The following is a 21,416-nucleotide window of genomic DNA, read 5'->3' as shown; positions in this document are numbered from 1 at the left end:
ATGTGGAGAAAATAAAGTTAATATTCTCTTAATTTATTATTAATATAATAAATTTTTTTCATTATTTGAATTCACTATGTGGTATAAAGAAATCCTCAATTCATTTGTAACTAAAATCAAGCCGGAACAGCGAAAAAAAGCGGAAGAGATGATTAATTTCATTTGTAACAACGTAATGCAAAAATATTACAACCCGCTGTTAAATTCAATTGAAACTCCCCTGGGAATAATCTATCAACTAGATAAACTTTATGGGAAAAAAGCAAATGGGAGTGTTGAGCTGAATGATTTTGTTGTAAAACTGTTTTTGGTAACGGTTGTTTCTCTTAAATATACTGAGGAAAAGTCGATATATCTAAACGATTTTAAAAGCAGTTATCCCGTCATCGCTCAGTATCTGGATTTGGAAGGCGTATCGGCGGAAAATGGGTTTGAGAAAGTTCATAAAAAGCTCCGTGCGCTCGAACTCGAGTTGATGGTTGAATTAGGTTTTGATGGCAGAACATCCGGGAGTATGCGGGTTGACTTTTACAGTCTCATGCCTATTTTGCTAACACCCCAAACGGGCTCTTATAATTTATTCCTCTATTTTGATTTATATTATAGCGGCGACGAAAGCAATGAAGTAAGAAATGCATTGTTAAGAGGCTTTGAACGCCGTATACAACAACATAATCTGGGGCGTTTTACGCAAATTGCAACCTATTACACTCAGTTTACCCACTATCTTGTCGAGCGGTTATTAAAGGCAGAGACTCTGGTGGAAGCTATTAATGATTATTATAAGGGAGAAAACAATCCCGATGCTATTTGCAGCAAAATAAGCAGGTATGAAAAGGAACTTTTTTGCTACTTTACCAATACCGGCGGTGAAGATGAAGAAGATGAAGAGGATGCAGAGGAAAGGACTATCTCGAATGGAAAACATCGAGCCAGGGCTATCCATCATGATATTGAAAGCTATCTGCAGATACTGCATGGTCTTTTTGAAGAATTCGTGTTGAATAACAGGCGCGAGGATTGGGAATTACGGTTGACTTATTTACTCACGTATATTTATGCCAGTGATAATTTGTTGCTTAACCCGCCTGCGGAATTTATGGCTATTCGGCAACAGCTCGTTAAATCGCTGTTGCCCGGTGACTGGTTTCAGTCCTTCTGCCCGCAGTATAACCCGCAGTCATATAATAATTATTCAGGCTATTTATATAACCGTTTTTTCTGCCAGTCTCCCTATCCCTCTACACGAGAAAATAATGTAACTTTATTGCAATCACGGCAAGCATACTCACCCTTTGACCAATTTATTGATAATCTTCCGATACAGGAAGTGGTTCAGGGATGCAATTGGTCGATTATTGAACTTAAATTCCATATTTTGTTTAAGTACCTCGCTTCTGACTATATAGATTGCATTGCAAAAGCAGAGATTGATACGGGAGTATTGGTCAATAGCTCATATAAGCTTAACTTATTACTAGCCGTAGGCATTGCTTATAATTTAAGCCCTTCCTGGAGATACGTGTGGGATATACCGCTGAAGAATATGCGGCATTTTGCTGAAGAGGCGATGAATTTTATAGTCGATCAATACTTGATTGCCGCAGATAACAAGCGGTATATTAGAAAAAAAAGCCAGAGCGCTTATACTAATCCGTATGGCCTTTTTGCCGGCACAGACGTGGTAATGCAGCCTGCGCCTGAGAACAATATGGACCATATATCTGTCGCATAATGGACACCTGGTCTTGGACAGTGAAACGTAGGTTGGGTCGTTTGACCCAACAAAGATGTTGCCAGCCAGTGTATCCTTAACTAAAGCGACCCGCCTATAAACCCAACCAACGGATAAACTGATTAGTTGACTTTAGGTTAATAACCGGTTTTCCTTCCAGCAATACCGTGTAATTGCCAGGTTTGTTTTCGCTGGCGGATGAGGGCTGGTTTAGCCTGACTTCTTTAATCTTGCCTAAGGGAACAAAATGCATTTCAGTTTCATAATAACCGCGATTTAATTTAATAACCGGGATTACAAAATGCAGATCCCTTAAGCTGTCATTATTGGCGCTGACCAGATGCTCCAGTTCAACCGTGCTCAAGGCAATATATTCCGAATGATTAATTTGCCTTCTGAGCATGCGTTCGAGCGGTGCCCGGCGCTTAAATGCCTGTTCATAATTATCCGCAGCCATCACAATAATCGATTCATTTTCTTCCCGCCGGCTGTTTTTATTCATATCGGTAAAGACAATGTAATCCCGATGTTCTTCAATCGCTACCGTTGATGGATCCGATAACAGGCCGTTATTGTTCTGGTTGTCGGCAAGTTTATTGCAGTTAAGAAATCTTGATTTGGCAAACCAGTTATCGCTCGGATAATAAACCACAAAAAGTGAATGATCCTTAATCGTATTAATAATATCTTTAGTCAGGTATTCCGGAACCGCCGGACAACCCCAGCTGCGGCCAGCCCTGCCATAGCGCTTGATAAAGCCTTCATCCACATACCAGCCGCCGTGCATTACGATATAGCGATTCATGGCATTGTCATTAAATCCTCGTTCCAGGCCGCTCAGACGGAGCGACAAACCGTCACGGCCATAGTAAGTCTGTTCGGTTTTGTACACGCCAATGCTGCTGGCCTTACTATCATATTTATTCGAGAAAAAGCTGGATAATAATGCACCAGATTTAATGCCATGCGAAACATAGGTATGAAACAACAGCTTTTTCTGTTTGAGATCAAAGATCCATAACCGCTTTTCCCGTGATGGTAATGAGTAATCAATGACCGTTAAAATATTGTTGTGATTGACATTATATTGGTTAGTGCATTTTAAGGTGGTGATGACTTTATTAATTACGGCATCACTTAAATTGCCGCCTTGCTCATGCAGCATGGCGCTGATATCGCTGAATGGCTCCTGGGGCGGTTTGACATAGAGGTATTCATCAAAGGTATAGTTAATGAATTTGTCGAATACCTGATGTGCCAGGGAAATTAAATCACTGGATTGATTATTCTCAGGCGCCGGTTGAGAAAAACAGGTTGACGCTACTGTTAACAGCAGTAACAATGATTTTCTCATGATAGTGTCCCTAACTAATTATTTTTATTCTCCTGAATATAACTATAGTTGAATTTTAAATTTTTGCGGCGGATCCGGCAATCGCTAGGAATGCGCTTCATCCCAGTTTTGTCCGACACCAATTGAAACCTGCAAAGGCACAGACAAAATAACGGCATTTTCCATAAGCTCCTGAATCGCATTCTGCGCCTGCTCGATAGCGTCTTTGCGAACCTCAAAAACCAGTTCGTCATGAACCTGCATAACCATTCGCGCTGGTAATCCTGATTGCTGGTTCTGCCAGTCGTGGATGGCAAGCATGGCTTTTTTAATAATATCTGCGGCAGTTCCTTGCATTGGCGCATTAATTGCTGTCCGTTCAGCGGCTTTCTGGCGGGCAATATTGCGAGCGTTAATTTCGGGCAAATAGAGCCGTCTGCCGAATAATGTTTCAACATAACCCTGCTCCCGCGCTTGCAGGCGAGTGCGCTCCATGTACTCAAGTACGCCTGGATAACGGGTAAAATAAACATCCATATAGTGCTGGGCGTCACGGCGTTCTATGCCTAATTGCTTGGACAGGCCAAAAGCCGACATCCCATAAATTAAACCAAAATTAACCGCTTTGGCGCGTCGCCGCTGTTCACTGCTGACTTCATCAAGCGCAACCTGGAAAATTTCACTGGCGGTTGCGGCATGCACATCCCAGCCGTTGGCAAAGGCGTTCAGCAAATTCTTGTCCGCCGATAAATGCGCCATAATACGCAATTCAATTTGTGAATAGTCAGCTGCCAGTAATATGTGATTAGGCGGGGCGATAAACGCCGTACGAATCAACCGTCCTTCTTCCGTACGAATTGGAATATTCTGCAGATTAGGATCGCTGGATGATAAGCGCCCGGTCGCAGCGACAGCCTGATTATAGGAGGTATGAACGCGCCCGGTGGCCGCATTTACCCGTTTCGGTAACGCATCAATATATGTTGAAACCAGCTTACTCAGGCTGCGGTATTCAAGAATCACTGCCGGCAGGCGATGGTCGAAAGCCAGTTCCTGAAGTACGGATTCAGCCGTTGACGGTTGCCCGGTTGGTGTTTTCGTCAGAACGGGAATCTGTAACTGGTCAAATAAAATTTCTTGCAATTGTTTGGGCGAATTGAGATTAAACGGTTTGCCAGCCAATTGCACGGCTTCCTGTTCAAGTTCAACCATGCGGCTTTTCAAGCGATTGCCATGCCTGGCTAACGTTTCAGTGTCTATCAGGACGCCGTGGCGTTCTATTTCAGCCAATACGGTTACCAAAGGTACTTCAATGGCCTGCAAAACCGCCTGTAGCGGTTTATCCAGCATTGGATACAAGGTTTGATGAAGCTTTAAGGTAATGTCGGCATCTTCCGCGGCATAAGGTGCGGCGTTGTTTACCGGAATCTGATCAAAACGTAATTGCTTGCTGCCTTTGCCGGCGACTTCTTCATAAGTAATGGTTTTATGGCCAAGGTATTTTAAGGCCAGCGAATCCATATCATGGCGGCTGGCAGTGCTGTTCAGGATGTACGATTCAAGCATGGTATCAAAATGAATGCCGCGCAGGGTGATGCCATGATTTTTAAAGACGTTATAATCATATTTTAAATTCTGGCCGATTTTGCCAATCGTTTCGCTTTCAAGAAGCGGTTTTAAGTCGGCTAATACTTTTTCAGCAACCAGTTGTGGCGTACCATCCTGATGACGCAATGGAATGTATACCGGTTCATCGCTATTAATTGCAATAGCAATACCGACAATTTCAGCCTGTAAGGCATCAAGACTTGTTGTCTCGGTATCGATACAAAATTCTTGGCATTGCGATAATTCAGTCAGCAATTCATTAAATTGCGCCTCGGTATTAATGATTGTAAATTGTGAGTTTGCTGCTGGTAGGTTAGGTATATCATTGACGGCGGCCGGCTGCTGCTGCTGGTTGCCAAGCAGTTCTTTCAACCATGTTTTAAATTCAAGTTCCCGGATGAGCTCAATTAATAGCTGATTATCTGCTTCCTTCATGGTCAGTTCAGCAAGTGTTAAAGGCAAATCAACATCGGTTTTTATCGTAACCAGCCGTTTGGATAAGGGTAAATGTGCCAGGCTTGCGCGCAGGTTTTCACCAATTTTGCCAGTAATCTGATCGGCATTGGCAATCAGGCTATCCAATGTCCGATATTGTTCAAGCCATTTGGCTGCTGTTTTGGGGCCGCATTTATCAACGCCGGGAATGTTGTCAACGCTATCGCCTACCAGCGTGAGATAGTCGATAATCTGTTCGGGCGACACGCCGAATTTCTCTTTAACCCGTGAAATATCCATGATCTGGTTGGTCATGGTATTAATCAGAGAAACATGTTCGTTAACCAGCTGGGCCATATCTTTATCGCCCGTGGAGATTACGACTGGCTGACCTTGCTCCATAGCTTGCCGAGCCAGAGTGCCAATGACATCATCGGCTTCAACTCCTTCAATAATCAATAACGGTAATCCCATCGCTCTCAGCAGATTAATCATCGGCTCAAACTGATCATGCAAATCGGCAGGCATGGGTGGGCGGTGCGCTTTATATTCCGGGTACCATTCATCACGGAATGTTTTGCCCTTGGCATCAAAAATCACGGCGATATTGGTTGCCTGATAGTCCTTAATTAATTTTTTCACCATATTGACCACGCCATAGACTGCGCCGGTCGGTTTGCCTTTTGAGTTGGTCAAGGGCGGCAGGGCATGGAAGGCACGGAAAAAATAGGAAGAACCATCAACCAATATCAGGGGCGGCAACATCAGGACTCAACCTCCTGTTGGGCGAGTTTTTCGCTTAGCGCATTGACTTTATCTCCCAGGTTTTTAAGTGCTTTACGCATGCCCGGGATGCGGGTTACAGACAATTCCTGTTCAAGGGCTTTGTCGCGTGGGCGGGCCGGGCTTCCCAAATAAACGTTGCCGGCGCGTAAATGCTTTTTCGGCGGCACGCCTGCACGGGCGCCAAGGATTACGCCGTCATCAATATGGACATGATCGCTGACGCCAACATTGGCAGCGAAGATGACATTGTTGCCGCTGACAGAACTGCCGGCAATACCGGTAAAGGCGCAAACAATATTGTGCTTGCCCAGTTTGACGGAGTGGGCAATCTGAACCAGATTATCAATTTTTGTGCCCTGGCCAATCATAGTAGAGCCGAGAGTAGCGCGATCAACCACTGAGTTAGCGCCGATTTCGACATCGTCTTCCACAATGACATTCCCGACATGAGGAACTTTTAAATGCTGGCCGTCAACAAAGGTATAACCAAATCCATCAGAGCCAATAACGGTTGACGCGTGAATACTTACTCGGTCCCCTATCCGGCATTGATCATAAACTGTAACATGGGAATGAAGCGTAGTATCTGCACCAATAACTGCATTGACGCCAATATAGACATGGGCTTTCAAAATACAGTTATCGCCAATTCGGGCGCCGGATTCGATGACTACGTAAGGACCAATAGCAACATTATTGCCAACGACTGCATCTTCAGCAATCACGGCTGTTGGATGGATACCTGCTTTGGGGCGCTGCGGTACATAAAACTGGTTTAATAACTGGATGAATGCCTTAAACGGATTGGCAACCTGAATCACAGGTTTGATTGCGCTTTTTACGCCCTTTCCAACCAGAATGGCAGCGGCTTCAGATTGCTCCGCCCGCTCAATATTTTCCTGGCCGTCAGCAAAGACCAGCGAATTGGGAGCAATATTATCAATGGGAGACAGGCAGTTTATTTGGGCGTTTTGGTCGCCAGTAACTTCGCCCTGCACAATATTCGCAATTTCATACAGTGGAATATTCATAGTTTTTCATCCGGTCACGCACGTTAGCCTGATTATACCCAATAAACCTGAAAATACCATGTTTTAAACAGCAGAATCCCAACACACAAAACGCCTCTACCTACGTCATTCGCCTGAGCAACAATGCCGCATTAGCCCCGCCAAAGGCGAAATGATTGGAAAGAGCAATATCGATGTGTTGTTTACGGGCATAATTGGCAACATAATCAAGATCACAATCCGGGTCTGGATTATGCAGATTGATGGTGGGCAGCAAAATATCGTGCTGCAGGCTCATTGCCGTTGCAATAATTTCCATGGCGCCGGCAGCGCCGATTGCGTGCCCGGTCATTGCTTTCTGGGCTGTGATTGGAATTTCATAAGCGCGTTCGCCAAAAACGGTTTTAATAGTCTGAGTTTCAGTCAAATCGTTTAATTGAGTGCCTGTACCATGAGCATTAATATATTGGACATCGCCAGCAGCTAATCGCGCCTCATCCAGTGCCTGCTGGATGGCTCTCACCTGCCCCTCCGAGGCAGGGGCAGTGACATGATGGGCGTCACAGCTTGCGCCATAACCGATAATTTCAGCATAAATGGTTGCGCCGCGTGCTTTTGCCTGCTGCAATTCTTCCAGAATTAAAATACCTGCCCCGTCCGCCATAACCATTCCATCACGCTCTTTATCAAAAGGGCGGCATGCTTGTTCTGGCTGATCATTTCGGGTGGACATAACTCGCAGTTTGCACCAGGCAGCCATCAGCGTTTCCCATAACAACGATTCAGTGCCGCCACAGACTGCGCTGTCAAGCCGGCCAGAGGCGATTTGATGATAAGCGTTGCCGATTGCTTCAGCAGAAGATACGCAGGCATTGGATATGGTTGAATTGATTCCGCCAAGATTAAAGGCAATCGCAATATGATTGGCAATCGAATTAGGCATGCCCCTGATCACGCTAAGCGCGGGGATTTTTTTCCAGCCTTCCTGAAAAAAAGCCTGATAGGCAGACTCGAGCTCTGGTGTGCCCCCCAGGCTGGTGCCGATAAACGTTCCGGTTTTTGCGCGCTCAGCGGCGTCAAGACCTGCCTGTTCAAGTGCATAGTGGGCGCAGAACAAGGCATATTGCGCTGCTTTGGGATAACGTTTGCTTTTATCAAACTCAGGCAAATGGGCAAGCGAGAGGTCGCGTATTTCACCGCCAATCCGGGTAGAGTAGTCAGAAGGATCATAATGCTCAATGCGACGAATACCGCATTGGCCATTCACTGCAGCTTGCCAGAACTTATCCAGCCCGCTTCCGATGGAAGAAACAATTTCCATCCCGGTAATCACAACACGTCTTTTCATCCTGGCACGATCCTTGAGCGATAAAAGGCAATACTAAATGCGCCGATAAAAATATGTCAAGATAAAGATGCAAAGAGCGCCTTACGCCAATGACAATTCCAGCTCGGAAGTTGAAATGCTCCAGAAATTGCGCCTGGTTGCGGTTTTAAAGCCATGGCGTAAATACAGGTTCAGAGCATTGCTGTTATTGGTTTCTACATCAAGCGTAATTTTATTTTTTCCCATGCTCAGGGATTGATTGATGCAATAGCTTAATAACTCGCCGCCCAACCCTTTTCCCTGTTCCTGCGGGATGATTGCTATATCCGAGAAAATAGCTCCATCAGTCTGCCAGCGAATATGCGCTTTACCGATTGGTTTATTGTTACGCAGCGCTAATAAAATTGTGTAGTTGCGATCAGCCAGCAGATATTCAAACCGCTCTTGCATGGTTGCGTTCTGGCTGTCAAAACAGGCGCTGTCAATAACACATAAATCAGTTAGATCAGAATCAGTGGCTTCCCGAATAAATAATGCGGGATAGCCCATAATAACCGGTTCATAACCATTGCGTTGCATATGATATTCACTGTACTTATAAACAAAACGCGCTGCTTTGCCAGATAGCGACATCAGTTTGTCGTGCTCAAGGCCGGAGGAAAAAATCAGGCTTGCCATTTTTTTGGTGTGCAGTAACGGCATTATCGTTCTCAGCATTTTACTGGCCACGCCATATCTTCGGTGTTCAGGTGAAACCAACAGGCTTATTTCACAAGCATCATCATAGAAAAAATAAACGCTAAGAAAGCCAACCAGGTTACCTGAATCATCGTAATCCAGCACATTGCTTTCGCTATCGCGTCTTTGGCGTAAGAGATGGTAATAGATAGCCGGCGCACCGCCATCTGTTTTCTGGCATTCGGCGGCCAGAGCTTCTATTTCTTTTAATTGTTTTTCATCCAGTTGTCGATTGCATATCAGCATAATTTTCTTACACTAGGATATCTATGGCTTGTTTTAAGTATAAACAAGAATTGGGACAAGTGTTAATTTTAAGACATCAGGTTTTGCTGACGCTTGCACTTAAGTATCGCGCCACAGTTTTTTAATGCGTGCTTCATAGCCGCAGCGATAATAATAATATTTATAGCGTAATGGATGGTTTAAGTAATATTCCTGATGCTCATCTTCCGCTGCATAGAACTGAGTAGAAGGGGTAATTTGCGTATACACTTTGGGAAATATTTTTTCGACCTTCTGTTTGCTGGCCAGAGCAATTTTCTTTTGGGTGTCGTTTAAGTAAAAAATCGCACTGCGAAACTGGCTGCCATAATCACAAAATTGGGCATTATGTGAGGTGGGATCAATGCGTCTCCAGAAGTAATTGACCAAATCCTGGTAACTGATTTGTTGAGAGTTATAAATAACCCGGACTGCAACCGCATAATCGGTATCGCCAGTCATGACTTGTGTATAGGAAGGGTCTTTACTGGTCCCGCCATCAAAGCCAACTACGGTTGCCAATACGCCATTAAGCTTATGAAAGTCAGCTTCCATTCGCCAAAAACAGCCCCCGGCGAAAATTGCCTCTTCAATACGGGCGTTAGCAGGATTTGACAGAATTAACAAAGCCAAAAAAAGTAATTTGTGCATGATTGCCCTTATTGTTTTTGACTATGTTGCCAACTGAATCAGGCAAGCAGTTATGACTATTTTTTTTATACAGTGTCTATTATTTAGATTAGGCTATGCTTTGAAAATTTGCCAATGTATCTGAAGAAAAACGTAGGTTGGGTCGTTCAGACCCAACATTACCAATCTTTAATCACTTTTCAGATCTTAAGAGCTTGATAAAAAGGTTTGTTGGGTCAAAACGACCCAACCTACAAAAATCGTCCTGAGCAAAGCTGCCAGTTTACGGACTATTCGAATTTAACGTATCCCTGATTATCCCTACCCAGGATTCCGCATCTGCCTGATTAACTATCTGCTCAAAATTAATTGAATCATTCTGCCCGGCGCTATTGCTGGTTTTAAAAAAGCTGCTTGCCGTACCATTTCGCTTAAGCGAGTAAAGACGAATTTCCTGAAACAGCTTATGATTGCCTGCCGAGCAGTTTTTATAATGATCTTTAGCCAGTTTCCATGCCCGGTATGTTCTGCTGTCAGGATTACGCCGGGTAACGTGATCAATGACTTTTAAATTGGTTGTAGAAAGGCCAAGGGCATCGATAATTACACTTTCTCTGCCATTCAGTCTGGATTTCTGTCCCGCGTCCAACGCAGCGTAAATCGTTGAGAAGCTATCAAGCAAAAGTTTTTTTTGCTCGAAAGTAGCGCATCCAAATAACACTGTTTCATCAAGAGTCAGCAGATTTTCGTAGCTTAATTCACAGAATTTCAAGGCGGAGAGTTTGTTGCGGTTATCGGTTCGGGCGTGTTTGATTAATGCTTGCAGGTCTGATTTGAGTGTCTTAAGCTTTCTTCGGATAGTAATAATCGCCAGCGACTGATCACGGGGTATTAGAATTGCATTCCCTGACTCATTTAATTCAATATAACGTAAATATCGGCTATAAAGTTGTTCACGGTATTTTTGCTCTCTGGGGCAACCAGTGATTAAAATAAAACCGTCAGGGGCGGTCATTTGCCAGATATTATGAAAGCCTTGTGGGCCAGCCTGACCAAGTTGTGCCGATGCGTTATAGGCATAATAATCCAACTGCTCAACCACAGTTAACCGAAAACGTTGCTCCAGAGCGGCTGGTAAAGGTTGAGTAATGTTTAATACCGCATCAGGGTGATGCTCCGGGTTAATATCAATAGTATAAAAAGACTGTGGATCCGCATGAAGCTGTTTGTTTTGGCACAGCTTGTGAGTATGTGAACAACCGATTACGACACATTGACCTGGAAAATCTGAAATTGTACGGTTGAAAAGCGGATGAGTCATTGTAACGTCCCTGTAGGAGTCCTATATGTTAATTATAGGATCAGCTTGTTGCATTTTACAGGCAGATGTGAAATTTTTTAGGCAATTATGTTTGTTCAGGCTGTATAATTAAAGGAAATGTTGGATCAAGCGACCCAACACTAATAATTGATCATAAAGAAAATAATAAACAATACACTCAGTATAACTACTAGCGGATTAACCTTTTGCCGGGTTGCCAGTTTCAGAACGGTGTATAAAATAATTCCGCCGCCAATACCGTCTGCAATGGAGGAAGTAAACGGAATCATCATAATGGTTACCATGCAAGGCGCAGTTTCGCTGATATCGGCAAGTTTCAGTTCAGACAGATGCTTCATCATACAACAGGCGACATACAGTAAAGCTGGGCCAACTGCGCAAGCGGGGATCATTTTGGCCAGCGGATAGAAAAATAACATCAGCAGAAAGCCCACTGCCGTTACAATGGCGGTAAGCCCTGTTCTGCCGCCGGCTTCAATACCGGTAGCCGATTCGATATAGGGCGAAGTGCTTGCTGAACCTAAAAGACCCGCCAGTGTGGATGCGGCGGCATCTGCGGTCAGGCTTTTGGCGAGCCGGCGTTGGTAATCTGCTTGTTCTTTAAAAACAGACTGGTTCAGCAGACCGATTAATGTACCGGTTGCATCAAAGACGGCAATCAGGAAAAAAGTAAACGTTGCCTTGAGCGAGGGGATTGAGGTAATGCCAGTAAAATCAAGCTTCAGGAATGTCGGTTCCAGCGATGGCGGTAAGGCCGCTATACCTTGCCACTGCGTAATGCCAAGCAACAGGCTAAGCAGACTGATAGCCAGAATACCAATAATAATAGCCGCAGGAATACGATAATAATCAAGCGCGAGAATCAATAAAAACCCGAGAAAAAACAATCCGCTTTCCGGGCGGGTAATATCACCCAAACGCATCAGAGTATGATTGTCGGCAATAACAAGCTGATTGGTTTCAAGCGCAATCAAGGCAATGAGGAGACTGATTCCGATGAGAATGGCGATTTGCAGATTATGCGGAATGGCTTCAATCAGCAAGCGTCTTAGACCGGTCAGACTGATCACAAAAAATAACAATCCGGAAATAAAGACCATGGCCAATGCATGTTGCCAGTTGATTCCCATTCCCTGAACCACACTGTAGGAAAAGTAGATATTTAATGCCATACCCGGAGCAACGCCTATGGGCGTATTAGCCAATAAACCAGTCACCGCACAGGCAAAGGCAGTCACCAGGCAGGTTGCAGTGAATACCGCGCCTGAATCCATGCCTGCCCCGCTTAAAATGGCAGGATTGACAAAGACAATATAAACCATAGTCAGAAAGGTAGTAATTCCGGCAATAACTTCGGTTTTTCGAGAGGAGGGTACAGTGTGTTCAGCTTGAAAAGTCATGTTTTTCTCGGCTGAAGGAAAACGACATCATACACAAAAATCAGAACAGATGGCAATTGTTATAGAAATACATGCAGTTTGGGCTGTAAAACCCAACACCCAACGGCGGCCTACATCAAATCCGACTTCAGAATAGCAAAGATAATTTCTATAGTAATCAGAATAATAATAATGATTTCCAGAGTATGCGCATGGCGATTTTCAAGGTAGCCATTAAACATATCAAAAATTTCATTGAGCGTGTCCAGGCGGTGATTTAATGCGTTTACCCGGCGCTGGATATGTAAATAGCGTTCCAGCATAGTGTAATACTCTTCCAGAGTAGGGTGCTGCCAGAAATACTTGGGATGATACATAAAATTACTCAACAGGTTCATTTCACTTTTAGAACCTAATATTTCGCCAATGATTTGGCGTATGCGATCGCGGGAAATCGGCATTTTTCCTTTATGCGACATGCTGTGAATCATCGGTGTATATTTCTCGATCAACGCTTCCAGAATCATTTCAAAATATTGCAATTTGACCGATTGTGAAAAACCATAAGATAGACTTAGCATTAATTCATCGCTGTAACCCTCGATAATCATGCAATCGACATCAAAATAATCATGCGGTTCAATAGCGGTTTTTTCGCCTATCTGGTAACTGAATTCATCATGAACAAGAAATGCAAGCGGTTTATGCGAAAATTGGCGGATTAAATCAAGATAATCACCGATTTGATGACGTTTAATACCCCAGGAGACTACGGTGCCGTTTTTAAACACATAGATCGTGTAATTGCGATTATCATTTGATGCAATTTTCAGAACATCCCGCAGTTTGACAGAACAATAGTTATCCATTTCCGATTTGACATAGGTATCAAGCCGGCTTAAATCAACTGCTTTGGCAATACAAAAACTCAGGCACTCCATAATTAGACAGCCTTAAATTAATAGGAACTCATTATAACCCAAATCCTTAAAAATGCGAGATTCAGGCCCAGGATTAACCCGGCTGCTTTATAATAATGTAGGTTGGACTGTAAAGCCCAACACTCCTATTCAGTTAGCTTGCGTTTAACTCTCTGCCGTCTCTTTCTCTTTGTCCTTTTCCTTCTCAGCGGTATACCCTCTTTTCTTATCTGTAGTACCGCTTAACCATTGCGGGCATACTTCGAGGATTTCTGCGATTTTTCTAAGCTGTTCTGAAGGTGGTAGCGCATGACCGAAGATCATTGCATTGGCCAAATGTCTGGTGACTCCAAAAACTTTAGCTACGGCTTTTACTTTTTCAGTAACTTCTTCTGGAAAACCCAGTAGCGACAACTCGCGGTTAAAGCGCTGTGAGAATACTTTGCTGTTCACTTTTCACTCCATGAAAATAGGTTATCAATAATAGCGCATACGTCGTTCTGGAGCCGATTACCAGTCAATCCTTGACCAGGTTAATGATCCAAAAGGTATTTATAACTTATTTTTATCAGGCGGAAAAGGTTTTTTTTGATTTGAAAAACAATAGGTTAAAATGAAAGTCAACTTAGCGCAGAATTTGCATGACTTCATTGGCATATTCTATCCCTTGCAGGTAGGCTTCGCTATAGTCCTGATCAGTAAAATCGGTATATTGTAATTTGGTGAAATAACCACGCTCATAATCCTGGGCATTGGCAAGTAATGTACCGAGCACGCCTTTATGATAAAGCAACGCCTTGTTCAAGCCCTCGCTTAAATGAATTTTTGCCAATAAGGATGGCATCGGTTCATTCAAAATAGCGTCAAGGGTAGAAAGCATGCCTACTGTATAAGCCTGATGGGGATTTGCCGAGCGCGCTTTTTTAGCAAGAAGCTGACACATTTTGGCGCGTATCAATGTCCTTTCCAGCAAATCAGGCGAGATGTCATCCAGGCTGGAAACCAGAAGCAGACATATCCAATCGCGAATTTGGATAAGGCCAAGCTGTTGAATTGCATCCATTAGCGAGTCGATTTTTTTACCCATATACATCGAAGCCGAATTCGCAAGCCGTAAAATGCGATAGCTCAGCTTGGGGATTTGTAAAATAATTTCTTCCACCCGTTGCATCTTTACTTCCGGGTTATGGAGTTCAGCAAGCAGCCTCAGCAAATAAATTTTATTCTCAGATAGAATGTGACCCTGAATCAGATTGGGCTGATTAAGAAAAAAACCCTGGAACAAATGAAAGCCTAATGCCTTGCAGATATCAAACTGTTCGCGAGTCTCTACCCTTTCAGCTAATAATTTACCTTGGAAATCTCCCGGCACACAAAGCAACTGTTTTTTAATTTGCTGATCATTCTGATGAAGGACATCAATTTTAATGATATTGGCAATTGCGATCAGAGGTTTTAGTTCGTCCCGATAAATAAAGTCATCAAGCGCTATCTTGTAGCCGCGTTTGGAAAAAACAGTTACTGCTTCAATCAATTCATCATCAATTTGAATGTCGCCAAATTCAATCACTACCCGTTCCCGGGGCAGTAACAGGGGAATTCTGGCAAGAAGACTGTTGCGGGTAAAATTAATGAAAGCAGGCTGTGAACCTAAAACCATGTCCATGTCGAGGTTGGCAAATAAATGCGATATTACATAGGACGTAGCGTGCTCGCCCTCAGACTCATCATCAGGATCGATATGGGATTCATTGCGTTCGCCATCACGATACAGCAGCTCGTAGCCGCATACATTGCGCGAACGATCATAGATCTCCTGGCGTGCAATAAGTGTGCTTATGGTTTGTTCCATTAATTCCGGTTTTCCGTTTATCCAGCAATCAGTAAATCAATATGAAATAACCTGTCGCTGAGAATTTATGAAATTCAAATTTATCAGTATATGTAATTTATAGCATTAAATTAATAAAACAAGTAATGCCGGATGAGGAAAAAATATTTAAAGCAGATTGGCTGCCAGCTTCAAGCTGAGAAAAATCATCAAAGCGCCGCTGCATAATTCAACCCGTTGCCAGACCGCCTGCCGTGACAATGTATCTGCAAAATATCGTGCTGTCAGAGTTAATAACGTAAACCATACAAAGCTTGACGTGATAACGCCCAACATAAAAGCATAACGGTGATCAGGAAACTGGCTGCTGCTGCCGCCAATAATCACCAGACTGTCTATAATCGCGTGCGGGTTCAGAAGGCTAAAACCCAGCGCTAAAAAAATAATCTGCAGCCGGGTTGCGGACTGTCTGGTATTTTTATCGCTGTCCTCTCTGGTTTTTATACCATTCTGTAATGCGTTGTAGCCGTAATACAGTAAAAACAGTACGCCAAAGACCGTAATCCAGGTTTGCAGTGAAGGATGGCGGGTTAATATATGATGCAGCCCGGCAACGCTTGCCACAATTAAAATGATATCGCAGCAAAAACAGATTACAGCCGATAAGACGGCATGATTTTTTAAGGCGCCCTGACGGATCAAAAAAACGTTTTGCGGCCCCAAAGCCATAATCAGGGACAGGCCGAGCAATAAGCCGTTGAAATAAACCAGCATCTGACTCCCCGGGATAATTAACTGATGCAACTGACAGTTATCTATTCTACTATAAATGCCAGAGCAATTAAAATAGAACGGCGTCTGTCGGATTGATCCGGAAAAATTAACAGATCCAGCGCATAACAAGATTGCAAGTTTTGCCTTAAGGGGTATAAAATGCGGGATTATTTTGGGCTGCCAGATTCCACAAGAATAATTAGTTTAAGGAGGGAGCGTGCGCTCTTCGTTGAAATACAGCGCAATAACCGTATGTTTTTTAGCCGTTATTGCAATAATAGCCGGCGGACTTTTATTGTCCGGAACCGATAATAAAGCATTAGCACCAGTTGCTGAAATGCAAAGCGAGGAGCTTTATCCTGCTTATCCGCCAACTGCTCCAGCGACCGGCGAACAGGAAGAGCTTATCAAGCGTGGTGAATACCTTTCCAAAATGGGTGACTGCATCTCATGTCACACCAATATGAAAGGCGGTACTCCTGCTTATGCCGGCGGTCTGGCAATCAATACCCCCTTCGGTACGTTTTACAGCCCTAATATTACACCTGACAAAGAAACAGGTATCGGTAACTGGACTGAGGACGACTTTATTCATGCGCTGAAAGAAGGCCGTAATCCACATGGCGGTAATTATTTTCCGGTATTCCCATACGTTTACTTCTCAAAAATAAGCGATGATGATGCGCGTGCGTTATACGCTTATTTAATGAGCATTCCACCGGTTAGACTGGAAAACAAGCCATTACCGTTTCCTTTCAACGTACCAGGCGCCCGCTTAAGCCTCTGGGGCTGGAATTTCCTGTTTTTCTTCCCGGATAAAGGTGATGTTGTTTATGAGAAAGACAAGTCAGCTGCCTGGAACCGTGGCAAGTATATTGTTGACTCATTGGGACACTGCAGCATGTGTCATACACCGCTTAATATTTTCGGTGCAGCGAAAACCCGATACTACCTGACTGGCGGTTTCATTGACGGCTGGTGGGCGCCAAATATCACCAAATATGGTCTGATGTCTGCAACCAAGCAGGAAGTTATTGATGTATTCGTGAAGGATCAGCTAATCAACAACGCGGGTCCAGTAAATGGTCCGATGGAGGAAGTTAATCACAACAGTTTGAAATATCTGACCGACGAAGATCACCAGGCGATAGCCACTTACCTGAAAACAGTCGTCAGTGAAGAATATCTTGGTGTTCCGCCGTCGGATGCAAAACCGACACTTGAGCGCGGCAGACAAGTGTATGTCAGTGCCTGTATTGAGTGCCATCAGGAAGGGATAATGGGTGCGCCGCAAAACGGCGATGGCGCTAACTGGTATCGCCGGCTAAAGAGCAGCGGCCTGACAGGATTGTACCGTAATGCAATTAATGGCTATAACAGTATGCCGGTTAAAGGGGCATGCGTAACTTGCTCTGATAACGATGTTATTGCTGCAACTGATTATATTCTGAATAACTCCCTGTCACGTTCGCAATGGCGTGATTTGGCTGCTGGCCGCACGGATAAATATCCGCCAAGCGGGAAAGAAATATATGAGGAAAATTGCAGCCAATGCCACAATGACGGGGTACAGGGCGCTCCTAAAATTGGCGACAAGGAAGCCTGGAAACCATTGATTAATCAGGATTTTGATTTGCTGGTCAGCAACACTGTTAAAAGTGATGCGCATCCCAAAAATGGCGGATGTGAGAAATGCACAACCGGTGAAGTGATAGAAGCGATCAAATACATAATTGATCAGTCCGGAACGGAAGGCAATTATTCCTTATGGTAATGAACGATTGGTTGAGATAACGAAACCAGATTATTAATGCGCGGCTTGCAATTCAAGCCGCAAATAGAGGTGAGGAACGGGGATGCTAAACAGGTTTAAAGCAGGCAGACTGCTTGTTACTTTGGCTGGCTTACTGGCAGCGACAGCGGCTGTTGCTGGTGGTGATCACTGGCAGTTGAACATGTATAAAGGGGTAACTCCCATCAGCAAGGATATGTATTATCTGCATATGATTGCGATGCTGATATGCGCCATTATCGGGGTTATTGTTTTCGGTGTCATGATCTATGCCCTGATTCATCACCGTAAGTCAAAAGGCGTAACTCCTGCCACCTTTCATGACAATACCCGTCTGGAAATTTTCTGGTCGGTTATCCCATTCCTGATTCTGGTGGGATTAGCGATTCCAGCAACAACAGTGCTAATCCGCATGACTGATACCAATGATGCGGCAGTAACGATAAAAGTGATTGGTACGCAGTGGAAATGGCAATATCAGTATCTTGATCAGGGAATCAGTTATTTCAGTAACCTGGCTACGCCATATTCCCAGATTGCTAACAAGCAGGAAAAGAACGAATGGTATTTGCTTGAAGTGGATAGACCGCTGGTTGTTCCAGTTAACAAGAAAATACGCTTTCTGGTGACTTCAAACGACGTAGTTCACTCCTGGTGGGTGCCTGAGCTTGGCGTGAAGCGGGATGCCATTCCAGGGTTTATGTATGAGTCGTGGGCCACAATCAGTAAACCTGGCATTTACCGTGGTCAATGTACAGAGCTTTGTGGAATTAACCATGCCTTTATGCCTATTGTGGTGCAGGCTGTAAATGATGATGAATTCCAGCAATGGGTTGCCGTGCAGACAAAAGACCAAAGCCAGAATATTAGTGCTGAAAGTACTCCAGACGTACAGGCTAATCTTACCCGTGATGAATTAATGCAGCTTGGTAAAACAAAATACGAACAAATGTGTTCCGCCTGCCATCAGCTGGACGGTACTGGTATTCCACCAATGTATCCTGCGTTGAAAGGCAGCTCGGTAGCTGTTGGAAGACCGATTTCACGGCACATTGAACTGGTTTTAAATGGCGTGGTTGGTTCAGCAATGCAAGCCTATCGTGATGTGCTGACAGACACCGAAATGGCGGCAATTATTACTTATGAACGCAACGCCTGGGAAAATAATACGAATGATGTTGTTCAGGCTGCTGATGTAGCGAAAGTGCGTCAAAGCGATCTGCAACAACCTAAAATGGTGAGTAAAGCGCAAGCCGGAGGTTTACAATGAGTGACGCAGTAACACACGATATCGAACACGAAGATCATGGCCCGGAGCAAGGTAAGGGCGTAATGGGCTTCATAAAGCGCTGGCTTTTTACCACAAACCATAAAGATATCGGATCCCTGTATCTGTGGTTGGCGATGATTAGCTTCTTTGCCGCAGGAGCAATGGCTCTGATTATCCGTGCTGAATTGTTTCATCCTGGTTTGCGCTTTGTCGATCCTAACTTTTTTAACCAGATGACCACCCTGCATGGTTTAATCATGCTCTTTGGCGTGGTAATGCCGGCATTTACCGGGATGGCCAATTGGCAGATTCCTATGATGATCGGCGCGCCTGATATGGCTCTGCCACGTTTGAATAACTGGAGTTTCTGGATTCTGCCTTTTGCCTTTGCTCTTTTGGGCTCAACCATGTTCCACGCAGGCGGCGGCCCTAATTTCGGTTGGACGATGTATGCGCCATTGTCAACCAGGTTTGCGCCTCCCAGCACTGACTTTATGATTTTTTCCGTCCATATGATGGGATTATCGTCAATCATGGGTTCTATTAATATTATCGCGACCATTTTGAATATGCGGGCGCCTGGCATGACGCTAATGAAAATGCCTATGTTCGTCTGGACATGGTTAATTACGGCTTTCCTGCTGATTGCCATTATGCCGGTATTGGCTGGTGCGGTAACCATGATGCTGGCTGATCGTCATTTTGGAACCAGCTTCTTTGAAGCGGCTGGCGGCGGCGACCCGATTCTGTTCCAGCATATTTTCTGGTTTTTTGGTCACCCTGAAGTATATGTTCTAGTATTGCCGGCGTTTGGCGTTGTCTCTGAAATCATCCCGACCTTCAGCCGCAAGCCCCTGTTTGGTTATCACTTCATGGTTTATGCGACGGTATCGATTGCCCTGCTGTCATTCATTGTCTGGGTACACCATATGTTTACAACCGGTGTTCCGCTTGGCGCAGAGTTATTCTTTATGTACGCAACCATGCTGATTTCCGTTCCAACCGGTATTAAGGTCTTCAACTGGGTTAGTACCATGTTTAAAGGTGCAATGACTTTTGAAACCCCAATGCTGTTTGCGGTGGCTTTCGTATTTCTGTTTACCATTGGCGGATTTACCGGCTTAATGCTTGCACTGGTTCCGGCAGATTACCAATATCAGGATACTTATTTCGTAGTCGGCCATTTCCATTACGTGCTTGTACCTGGCGTAATTTTCTCATTGATGGCGGCGACCTACTACTGGTTACCCAAGTGGACTGGCCATATGTATAATGAGTGCCTGGGCAAATGGCATTTTTGGTTGTCCGTTATTTCAGTCAATATTGCATTCTTCCCTATGCACTTTTTAGGATTGGCGGGTATGCCGCGCCGGATACCTGATTATGCGCTGCAGTTTACTAATTTTAATATGATCTCGACTGTTGGAGCGTTTATATTCGGATTATCGCAACTATTGTTTCTCTATAACGTCTGGAGTACGGTGCTTCATCGTCATCGCGGTAAAAAACTGGATGCGCAGGTTTGGGAAGGGGCAAAAGGCCTGGAGTGGACATTACCATCTCCACCGCCCTATCACAGCTTTACTGTGCCTCCCCAGATCCATTAATTTGTGATCACTGCCGCCAGATTCCTGGCGGCAGTGGGTTGTTCGTGAGAGGTTGTATCTGTGGTAAAGAATCATGTACGGTTGGTTGTCGGGCTTATTATAATAGTTTTAGGAATGTTTGGTTTTGGTTTTGCTCTGGTGCCGATTTATAATCGCTTGTGTCAGACGTTAGGAATTAACGGCAAGACATATAACCAGGCAGTAGCCTACGATGCCAGCAAGGCTGTAATTGCAGAAGATCGGGAAGTGGTGGTCGAGTTTGTTGCGACAACTAATAGCAATATTCCTTGGGCATTTTATCCCAAGGTGAAAAAAATCCGGGTGCATCCCGGGGCAATTGCAAAACTTGCTTTTTATGCCGAAAACAAGAGTAATTATACGATGTCGGTACAGGCTATTCCCAGCATAACACCAGGATTAGCCGCAAAATATTTGAAAAAAACAGAGTGTTTTTGTTTTACCAGACAGACACTGAATGGGCATGAAGCAATGGATATGCCGTTATTGTTTCATCTGGATCCGGATTTGCCGGCTGATATAAAAACGATTACTTTGTCTTATTCATTGTTTGATGTGACAGGTAAAGATTAGCAGCAAAAAGGTAATAAAAAATATAATACGTATACAGGAGAAAA

Annotated in this window: 17 protein-coding genes; 5 read left to right on the top strand and 12 right to left on the bottom strand. The window is 44.1% G+C overall.

From position 1 onward, the window contains the following. The first annotated feature begins 76 nt into the window (after positions 1 to 76). Positions 77 to 1,735: a hypothetical protein gene (locus ACFORL_RS12165; protein ID WP_382344417.1), complete on the top strand. Its 1,659-nt coding sequence runs from the start codon at positions 77 to 79 to the stop codon at positions 1,733 to 1,735. Between the two features lie 94 nt (positions 1,736 to 1,829). On the opposite strand, the gene ACFORL_RS12160 is transcribed toward ACFORL_RS12165, so the two are convergent. The 12 genes from ACFORL_RS12160 to ACFORL_RS12105 form a co-directional block, all read right to left on the bottom strand. After that, positions 1,830 to 3,089, bottom strand: a complete 1,260-nt coding sequence (locus tag ACFORL_RS12160) for a murein L,D-transpeptidase catalytic domain family protein (RefSeq protein ID WP_382344414.1) — start codon at positions 3,087 to 3,089, stop codon at positions 1,830 to 1,832. 84 nt (positions 3,090 to 3,173) lie between these two features. Then, the gene (gene polA / locus ACFORL_RS12155; RefSeq protein WP_382344412.1) at positions 3,174 to 5,876 is read right to left on the bottom strand and encodes a DNA polymerase I; all 2,703 of its coding nucleotides are present in this window, start codon (positions 5,874 to 5,876) and stop codon (positions 3,174 to 3,176) included. Then, complete coding sequence (gene lpxD / locus ACFORL_RS12150) at positions 5,876 to 6,928, bottom strand: UDP-3-O-(3-hydroxymyristoyl)glucosamine N-acyltransferase (RefSeq protein ID WP_382344410.1); 1,053 nt, start codon at positions 6,926 to 6,928, stop codon at positions 5,876 to 5,878. The genes polA and lpxD overlap by 1 nt, the downstream gene beginning before the upstream one ends. 100 nt (positions 6,929 to 7,028) lie before the next feature. Beyond that, positions 7,029 to 8,255: a beta-ketoacyl-[acyl-carrier-protein] synthase family protein gene (locus tag ACFORL_RS12145; protein WP_382344408.1), complete on the bottom strand. Its 1,227-nt coding sequence runs from the start codon at positions 8,253 to 8,255 to the stop codon at positions 7,029 to 7,031. 81 nt (positions 8,256 to 8,336) lie between these two features. Next, a complete protein-coding gene (locus ACFORL_RS12140) occupies positions 8,337 to 9,218 on the bottom strand; it encodes a GNAT family N-acetyltransferase (RefSeq protein ID WP_382344406.1) in 882 nt (293 codons plus the stop codon). A 99-nt stretch (positions 9,219 to 9,317) separates the two neighbouring features. Further along, a complete protein-coding gene (gene msrA, locus ACFORL_RS12135; RefSeq protein WP_382344404.1) occupies positions 9,318 to 9,887 on the bottom strand; it encodes a peptide-methionine (S)-S-oxide reductase MsrA in 570 nt (189 codons plus the stop codon). Positions 9,888 to 10,149: 262 nt separating this feature from the next. Next, positions 10,150 to 11,187 carry a hypothetical protein gene (locus ACFORL_RS12130; RefSeq protein WP_382344401.1) on the bottom strand — a complete coding sequence of 346 codons (1,038 nt, stop codon included), beginning with the start codon at positions 11,185 to 11,187 and terminating at the stop codon, positions 10,150 to 10,152. A gap of 140 nt (positions 11,188 to 11,327) precedes the next feature. Next, on the bottom strand, positions 11,328 to 12,608 hold the full coding sequence (locus tag ACFORL_RS12125) for an NCS2 family permease (protein WP_382344399.1): 1,281 nt from the start codon (positions 12,606 to 12,608) through the stop codon (positions 11,328 to 11,330). Positions 12,609 to 12,718: 110 nt separating this feature from the next. Continuing rightward, positions 12,719 to 13,528 carry an RMD1 family protein gene (locus ACFORL_RS12120; protein WP_382344397.1) on the bottom strand — a complete coding sequence of 270 codons (810 nt, stop codon included), beginning with the start codon at positions 13,526 to 13,528 and terminating at the stop codon, positions 12,719 to 12,721. Between the two features lie 144 nt (positions 13,529 to 13,672). Next, on the bottom strand, positions 13,673 to 13,960 hold the full coding sequence (locus ACFORL_RS12115) for a hypothetical protein (protein ID WP_382344395.1): 288 nt from the start codon (positions 13,958 to 13,960) through the stop codon (positions 13,673 to 13,675). A 172-nt stretch (positions 13,961 to 14,132) separates the two neighbouring features. Next, a complete protein-coding gene (locus ACFORL_RS12110; protein WP_382344393.1) occupies positions 14,133 to 15,359 on the bottom strand; it encodes an EAL and HDOD domain-containing protein in 1,227 nt (408 codons plus the stop codon). A gap of 147 nt (positions 15,360 to 15,506) precedes the next feature. Next, on the bottom strand, positions 15,507 to 16,112 hold the full coding sequence (locus tag ACFORL_RS12105; RefSeq protein ID WP_382344391.1) for a LysE/ArgO family amino acid transporter: 606 nt from the start codon (positions 16,110 to 16,112) through the stop codon (positions 15,507 to 15,509). A gap of 337 nt (positions 16,113 to 16,449) precedes the next feature. Here ACFORL_RS12105 and ACFORL_RS12100 point away from each other — a divergent pair, with 337 nt between their 5' ends. The 4 genes from ACFORL_RS12100 (at position 16,450) to ACFORL_RS12085 (ending at position 21,372) form a co-directional block, all read left to right on the top strand. Next, the gene (locus tag ACFORL_RS12100; RefSeq protein WP_382344498.1) at positions 16,450 to 17,886 is read left to right on the top strand and encodes a c-type cytochrome; all 1,437 of its coding nucleotides are present in this window, start codon (positions 16,450 to 16,452) and stop codon (positions 17,884 to 17,886) included. Between the two features lie 82 nt (positions 17,887 to 17,968). Then, positions 17,969 to 19,174 carry a cytochrome c oxidase subunit II gene (gene coxB, locus ACFORL_RS12095; protein WP_382344389.1) on the top strand — a complete coding sequence of 402 codons (1,206 nt, stop codon included), beginning with the start codon at positions 17,969 to 17,971 and terminating at the stop codon, positions 19,172 to 19,174. Continuing rightward, complete coding sequence (gene ctaD / locus ACFORL_RS12090) at positions 19,171 to 20,781, top strand: cytochrome c oxidase subunit I (RefSeq protein ID WP_382344387.1); 1,611 nt, start codon at positions 19,171 to 19,173, stop codon at positions 20,779 to 20,781. Before coxB ends, ctaD begins: the two co-directional genes overlap by 4 nt. Before the next feature lie 60 nt (positions 20,782 to 20,841). Continuing rightward, a complete protein-coding gene (locus ACFORL_RS12085; RefSeq protein ID WP_382344385.1) occupies positions 20,842 to 21,372 on the top strand; it encodes a cytochrome c oxidase assembly protein in 531 nt (176 codons plus the stop codon). Positions 21,373 to 21,416 lie beyond the last annotated feature (44 nt).

Source organism: Legionella dresdenensis, from assembly GCF_042649825.1.
GTDB lineage: Bacteria > Pseudomonadota > Gammaproteobacteria > Legionellales > Legionellaceae > Legionella_C > Legionella_C dresdenensis.
Note: the sequence above shows the minus strand (reverse complement) of the source record. Positions and strands in the feature narration are given on the sequence as shown.